The organism is Nocardioides sp. (genome assembly GCF_041600255.1).
Classification (GTDB): domain Bacteria; phylum Actinomycetota; class Actinomycetes; order Propionibacteriales; family Nocardioidaceae; genus Nocardioides.
In genome coordinates this window covers 1-6,795 of the sequence record NZ_JBFIKK010000158.1, presented here as the reverse complement: position 1 = coordinate 6,795, position 6,795 = coordinate 1, and the positions used below count along the sequence as shown (strand labels likewise).

At 72.8% G+C, this 6,795-nt stretch carries 4 protein-coding genes; 1 reads left to right on the top strand and 3 read right to left on the bottom strand.

The genetic code is table 11. The annotated features are described in order from the left end of the window. A partial coding sequence (locus tag ABZE72_RS14970) for an ATP-dependent helicase (RefSeq protein WP_372729831.1) occupies nt 1–1,977 on the bottom strand: 1,977 nt, incomplete at its 3' end. 95 nt (nt 1,978–2,072) lie between these two features. Here ABZE72_RS14970 and ABZE72_RS14965 point away from each other — a divergent pair. Then, nucleotides 2,073–3,254, top strand: a complete 1,182-nt coding sequence (locus ABZE72_RS14965) for a CaiB/BaiF CoA transferase family protein (protein ID WP_372729830.1) — start codon at nt 2,073–2,075, stop codon at nt 3,252–3,254. A 7-nt stretch (nt 3,255–3,261) separates the two neighbouring features. Here ABZE72_RS14965 and ABZE72_RS14960 read toward each other — a convergent pair whose 3' ends face one another. Beyond that, nucleotides 3,262–6,363, bottom strand: a complete 3,102-nt coding sequence (locus ABZE72_RS14960; RefSeq protein WP_372729829.1) for a hypothetical protein — start codon at nt 6,361–6,363, stop codon at nt 3,262–3,264. Between the two features lie 236 nt (nt 6,364–6,599). Next, nucleotides 6,600–6,795: ring-opening amidohydrolase (locus tag ABZE72_RS14955; RefSeq protein ID WP_372729828.1), on the bottom strand; the 196-nt coding region annotated here is incomplete at its 5' end.

Sequence of the window (6,795 nt, the reverse complement as noted above, 5' to 3'; positions counted from 1 at the left end):
GTCCGGCCAGCCGTCCTCCTGCACGTGGGCCACCACCACCAGCCGCCACTCCAGGCCCTTCGAGCGGTGGGCGGTCAACAACCGGACCGCCTCGCTGCGCACGCCCCGGTCGGCGAGCGTGTCCGCCGGGATCTGCTGGGCAGCTAGGGTGTCGAGGAAGGTGGCGACGGAGGTGTGGCCGCGCTGCTCCTCGGCGCGGGCCGCGGTCTCGAAGAGGGCGCAGACGGCGTCGAGGTCGCGGTGCGCCAGCCGGGCACCGGGCCCGCCGGACTCGACGCTCATGCGCAGGCGAGCCGGCCACGAGGTGCCCGACCAGAGCTCCCAGAGCACCTCCTCGGGGGTCGACCCGGCGTCCAGGCGCCGACGGGCGCCCGCGAGCAGCCGGGCCAGGCCCCGGACCCGGGCGACGACCGGACCGTCGGCACCGTCAAGCAGGTCGGGCTGCACGATCACCGCACGCAGCAGCTCCGGGGAGGATCGGGGTGGCTCGCCCGACGCGCTGGTGCGTGCCTTCTCGGCCGTGCGCAGCAGGCGGGACAAGCCGCGTACGTCGGTGGCGTCGAGGCCGACCAGGGGCGAGACCAGCAGCGTGTGCGCCCGGACCGGGTCGAGGAAGTCGGGGTGCTCAGGGTCGTCGTTGTCGAGGTTGACCACTGCCCGCAGCGCCTCGATCAGCGGCTGCAGGGCGGGCTCCTGGACCAGCGGGGTGTCGTCGGCCGCGACCTCGACCGGGACGCCGGCGCCGATCAACGACCGGCGCAGGGCGGGGATGCTGGTGCGGCCGGAGCGGACCAGCACCGCCATCTCCGACCACGGCACCTCGTCCTCGAGGTGGGCGCGGCGCAGCAGGTCGGCGAGGTGCTCGGCCTCGGCGCGCTCGGTGTCGAAGGTCAGCACCTCGACCCGGCCCTCGCCGAGGTCGTTCGCGGCGGCGACCGGTTCCAGGAACGCCCGCCGCGCCTCCTCCTCGATCGAACCGGTCAGGCTGAGCCGGCGAGCCACCCGCTGCGAGGCCAGCAGCAGCCGCGGGCCGAAGCGGCGGGTGGTGCGCAGGGCCACCACCTCGGCCGGTGTCCCGCTGCGCTGCCGGAAGGCGGAGGGGAACTCGAGGATCCCGCGCACCTCGGCGCCCCGGAAGCCGTAGATCGACTGGTGGGGGTCGCCGACCACGGTGAGGTTGCCGCCGTCGCCGGCGAGCGCCCGCAGCAGCGCGACCTGGCCGGGGTCGGTGTCCTGGTACTCGTCGACGAAGACGTGGGAGAACCGGGCCCGCAGCTCGTGCCGGTGGGCCTCGGCCTCGATCACCGCGCGACGGATCAGGTCGGCGTAGTCGACGGCGCTCTGGCTGTCGAGGACGTCGAGGTACTGGTCGAGAAAGAGGCCGGCGGCGACGTACTCCGGAAGGTCGCCCTCGAAGCCGAGCTTCTGCAGGGCCGGACCGTCCAGGCCCTTCTCCCGGGCCCGCGCCAGCACCGACTGGACCTCGCGGGCGAACCCGCGGGTGCCGACCGCGCGGCGCAGCGACTCCGGCCAGTGCACGGACTCGGGGGTGTCGGTCAGCAGCCCCTGCAGCACGACGTCCTGCTCCGGGGCGCTGAGCAGTCGCAGCGGGGCGGCGTACAGCTCCGCGGGCGAGTACTGCCGGATCAGCCCGTAGGCGAAGGAGTGGAAGGTCGAGCTCAGCTGGGTCGAGGTGGTCCGTCCGAGCCGGGCGGTCACCCGGTCGCGCAGCTGCTCGGCCGCCTTGCGGGAGAAGGTCAGCGCGAGCACGCTCTCGGGAGCCGCGCCGCGCCGCTCGATGCGGTCGACGATCGCCTCGACGAGTGTGGTGGTCTTGCCGGTGCCCGGGCCGGCCAGCACGAGCAGCGGCCCGCCGGGGTGGTCGACGACGCGCTGCTGGTGCTCGTCGAGCACCGGAGGCGCGGCCCCACCGGCTGCACTCGGGCGCACCAGGCGGTAGGTCGTCGACGAGCTCATGGGGCCATCGAATCATCACGCACCGACAACCTCGGTGACGCGTCTTGGCAAGGCGTGCCATTCCTCCTGTCGGCGCCGGGTGGTTGAGTGCGGTCATGACCTCACCGGACTCCGACGGCCCGCTCAGCGACCTCCTCGTCCTCGACCTCACCCGGGCGCTGGCCGGTCCACACGCCGGGATGACGCTGGGCGACCTGGGCGCCCGGGTGATCAAGATCGAGTCCGGCACGGGCGACGACACCAGGGGCTGGGGGCCGCCGTTCATCGGGGAGGACGACGAGCGCGAGTCGACGTACTTCCTCTCCACCAACCGCAACAAGGAGTCCCTGGTCCTCGACCTGAAGTCCCCCGAGGACCAGGACGTGCTGGCCCGGCTGGTCGCCCGCGCCGACGTGCTGATGGAGAACTTCCGCGCCGGGGTGCTGGACCGACTCGGCTTCCCGGTCTCCCGACTGCACGAGCTCAACCCGCGGCTGGTGGTGCTCTCGATCACCGGGTTCGGCCACGACGGCCCCGAGGCACAGCGAGCCGGCTACGACCAGATCGCGCAGGGCGAGGGCGGTCTGATGTCGCTGACCGGCACCGACCAACCCACCAAGGTCGGCGTGCCGATCGCCGACCTCGTGGCCGGGATGAACGGCACGATCGGGGTGCTGGCGGCGTTGCACGAGCGGGCCGGCACCGGCCGCGGGCGCGTGGTGCGCACCTCGCTGCTGGCCGGCATGGTCGGCGTGCACGCCTTCCAGGGCACCCGCTGGACCGTCGCCGGCGAGGTACCGGGGCTGGCCGGCGCCCACCACCCGGCCATCGCGCCGTACGGCCTCTTCGAGACCGGTACAGCGCCGATCCAGATCGCCTGCGGCTCGGAGGGCCAGTGGGCCAAGCTCTGCTCCGGGCTGGGCATCGACGCCGAGGATCCACGCTTCGCGACCAACGCTCAGCGCGTGGAGCACCGCGACGCGCTGATCGCGCTGCTGGAGGCCCACTTCGCGACCGACCCGGCCGAGCACTGGCTGGCGCTGCTGGGCGAGGTGGGCATCCCGTCGGGCAAGGTCCGCTCGCTCGACGACGTCTACGCCTGGGAGCAGACGCTCTCCCAGGGACTGCTGCTCGAGGTCGAGCACCCCACCCAAGGCACGCTGCGGCTGCCCGGCTCGCCGCTGCGCTTCGACGACAACACCTACTCGGGCGGTCGCTCCACCCACCTGGCACCGCCCACGCTGGGCCAGCACAACGAGTCGATCCGGGCCTGGCTGGACGCCCCCGAGCAGCCGTGAGGACGACTCAGTCCCAACCGGCTGCCTCGACCGAGCTCACGGTGGCCGCGTAGCCGAGCGCCCGGTAGGCCTCGAACTCCAGGTCGCCGAACTTCTGCCGCGCCGTCGAGGAGCGGGGGAAGTCCTTGGTCACCAGCTGGAAGGACCGGACGTTGGGCGGCAGCTCCGCCGACCAGTCCCGGTCGTTGGAGTCGGCATCGGGCGGCTCGGTGCGCACGGCCTTGACCACGACGACATCGAGGCCGGCCCCGGAGTAGCGGCGCATCCACGGCGGCTCCGCCTCGACCCACTCCCGGCGCAGGTCGATGTCGAGGTCGGCGCGCACCACCCCCACCGCGTCCCCCACGGCGGACCACGTGTCCACCGGGTCGTTGCTGGCGTCGAGGACCAGCACCCGGCCGCCGATGCCCTGGTTGACGCAGTGCCGCACGCTCTCCACCAGCCCGGTGTTGTCCAGGTGCCCGCCGTCGCTGAGGTAGATCCACCGCCGGTTCGCCGAGGAGTTGCCGAACGCCTCCAGCGCCACCTGGGCGAGCCCGGGGCGCCGGCTCATCCACAGCAGCTTGCGCCACCCGGTCCCCTCCAGCGTCGCGCCGCCGACGTGCATCGGGTTGCGCACCCAGGTGCCGACGCGCAGGTTGAACAGCGCCAGCAGCACCCGGTACGGCGCCATCTGCTCGCCGTACCGGCCCATCAGCGGGGAGATCGCCGCCCCGCTCGTGGCCACCGTCGCCATGATCGAGACCCGGCCGATCCCGGCGAACTCCTCGTACCGCTTCGTCTGCACGCAGACCCGCTGCCGAGCCTCCCGGTACAGGTCGACGCTGTCCGGGCCGAACACCATCGGGAAGCCGCCTCGCATCGTCGGCGCCTCGTTCGCGGCCTGGGAGTTGACGGTCGTGACGATGTGCAACGGGATCTCGCGGGCCGGCACCGGTTGCCGGGCCGGCTGGTCGCCCTGGGCGGGGCGACCCGACAGGATCGCCCCCTGCGCCAGGTGCGAGAAGCGGTAGACGATCGGCGGCGGCAGCTCGCTCGCCACCCGGGTCGTGTCGTCCACGCCGACGGCGAAGGCGTCCGAGAGCCGTGACCGGTAGAAGCCGTGCATCGAGGTCGCGTTGGCGTCGATGAAGAACGCGATCACGCAGGCGAGGGCGGTCAGGGCTGCGCTCGACTCGATCAGTCGGTCGTTCAGCCCGGTCAGGTAGTGCAGGGTCCACAACAGCGTCAGGAACACCGCCAGGCTCGCCACGATGCCGAGCGGCAACCAGGTCAGGGCGGCCCGTCGTACCCGGGCAAGCGTGTTGGCGTTGACGCTGGACTGTGGCGAGGGTCCGTGCCGGAGCAGACCGACCACGAGGAGGAGAAGCCCCCCGATGCCGGCGATCTGGCCGGGCAGCCGCTTGTTCCCGACCAGGGCGCGGGCTGCCTCCTTCTCCTCCTCGGACAGCACGTTCGCCGGGCCGGCGGACAGGTCCGGCTCGGGGTCCCCCGGGGACCAGGTCCGCGCCACGGTCGTCTCGAACCCGCACGCGCCCGTGGTGATCTGCCGGGTCTCCCCCGGGCTGGTGCGGGCCGAGGCCTGCGCGGAGTGGGCGGCCTCGGCCACCTGCGCCACCATCGCCTGGCGGCACAGCGGCGGAGAGCCGAAACCGGTCTTGTCCAACCAGGTCGCCGCCATGGCCGTGGGTTGGTTGGTCGCCATCAGGGAGACCACCCCGACCACTCCGGCCGGCAGGGCGAGCACGAGCAGCAACCACCCGGCGCCGACCCCGAGCAGGGCGGGTCGCAGGCGCTCGCTCCCGGAACGGACCAACTGGGCGATCGTCCGCGCCCGCCTGGTGAGGTTGCGGTGGTCGAAGCTCGAGGTCACGATCCAACTGGCCACCGTGAGCGTGACCATCAGGGCCAGGCAGAACAGCGGGATCGACAGGAACAGCAACCACTCGCGCTCCATCCGCCAGCCCTGGGCCAAGGACAGCCCCACCACGTCGCCCCGGTCGTTCCTACGGGCCGTGACCAGGCCGACCGTGAGCGCGATCTGCCCACTCACCCAGGTGAGGAAACGCAGCACGAGGGCCAGGATCGTCAGGTTGACCACCGCCCCCATCAGCAGCGACACCGCCCCGTCCTTCATCGCCCAGGTGGGTTCGAAGAGGTAGCGCGTGTGCCGCCTCAGCCGTTCCAGCTCGGGCGACTCCATGTCGTACGCCGAGACCCAGGGCGTCGGCTCCTCGCGCGGCTGACCCTGCGCGGTGTAGGCCCGGCGCAGCGCGAGGGCGGCACCGATGTAGCTGCCACCGCTGACCGCGAAGACGGGCGGTTCGCACTCGGGCCGGTCCAGCTCGAGCGGGGTGGCCAGGTCCTGGACCGCCTGATGTCCGCCGAGCACGAACGCGGCGGCGCGGATACCGCCCCCGGACGCGCCGATCGCGAGCAGCCGACCCTGCGCGTCGCGGGGCAGCGAGGCCCCGTCCGCGCTCCGCTCCCGGGGTCGTTCGCCGTGCCGACCGGCCACGGCGTGGAAGGGGCCGGCGAACTCGACGGCCCTGCCGACCCACCGATAGCTCCACCACCACGCGCCCACGATCAGCAGCAGCGTGACGGCCTCGAGGAGGGCCCCCGCCCACCCGACCTCCGACCAGGTGTCCCAGTCGCCGTGCCGACCGACGGCGATCGCCGCCACCACGGCGGCCAGCACCACGATCCGAGTCGTCGCGATCGCGACCAGAGCGGTGATCCGTCGTCCTCGGGAGGCTCCGTGGGTCAGGTGCTCGAGCGCCAGCAGCACGCAGACCAGCTGCAGGGAGATGAGCAGCAGGACCAGCGCCAGCAGGCTCCGCGGGAGCGGGATCGTGTCTGCCGGGCTGTCCGCCCAACCGCTGGTGGTCCACACGCCGGCGTCAGCGGTCAGCGCCAGCAGGATCAGGGTGATCGTGGGCACGGCCGCGATCGCGCCGAAACGCAACGCGGTGCGCGAGTCGACGTACGCCGCCCGCTGGGCACGGGTGCGTGACTCGCCCTCAGCCGGGTCGGCGCGTGGCGGCAGCGGCTCGTCCGGCCCCATGCCGGGAATGCTGGTGCGACCGAGCTCTTCGGGCTGCGTCATGCCGAGTCCCCCACCGTGCCGACGTCGTCACGCCGTTCGGTCGAGGGCCCCATCACACGACAGTCCGAGCGCTCCCTTGCTGCCTGCCTTTACCTTCACTGTCCCCGGGTCCGGGGGCCTGGGCAATAGCCCCACCGGGCCATCGCCCCCAGGCAGCGCTGACCTGCCACTTCTGGTTGGGGGGGTGCAACCGAAAGTGGCAGGTCAGCGGTCTGTGGGCAACCACAAGTGGCAGGTCAGCCGAGGTCGACGATGGCCGCCACCGGACCGCCACCGTCGGGGCCCTGGTGAGCTGCGGAGACGGAGACGAAGACGGCCGGGTCGCCGGTGACGGCCGCCGTCACGCCCCCCACCGCGGCCTTGATCTGGCGGTGCCAGTGCACGTCGGAGTCGTCGAGCATCGCGTTGCGACGTCCGCGCACGGTGCCGTCC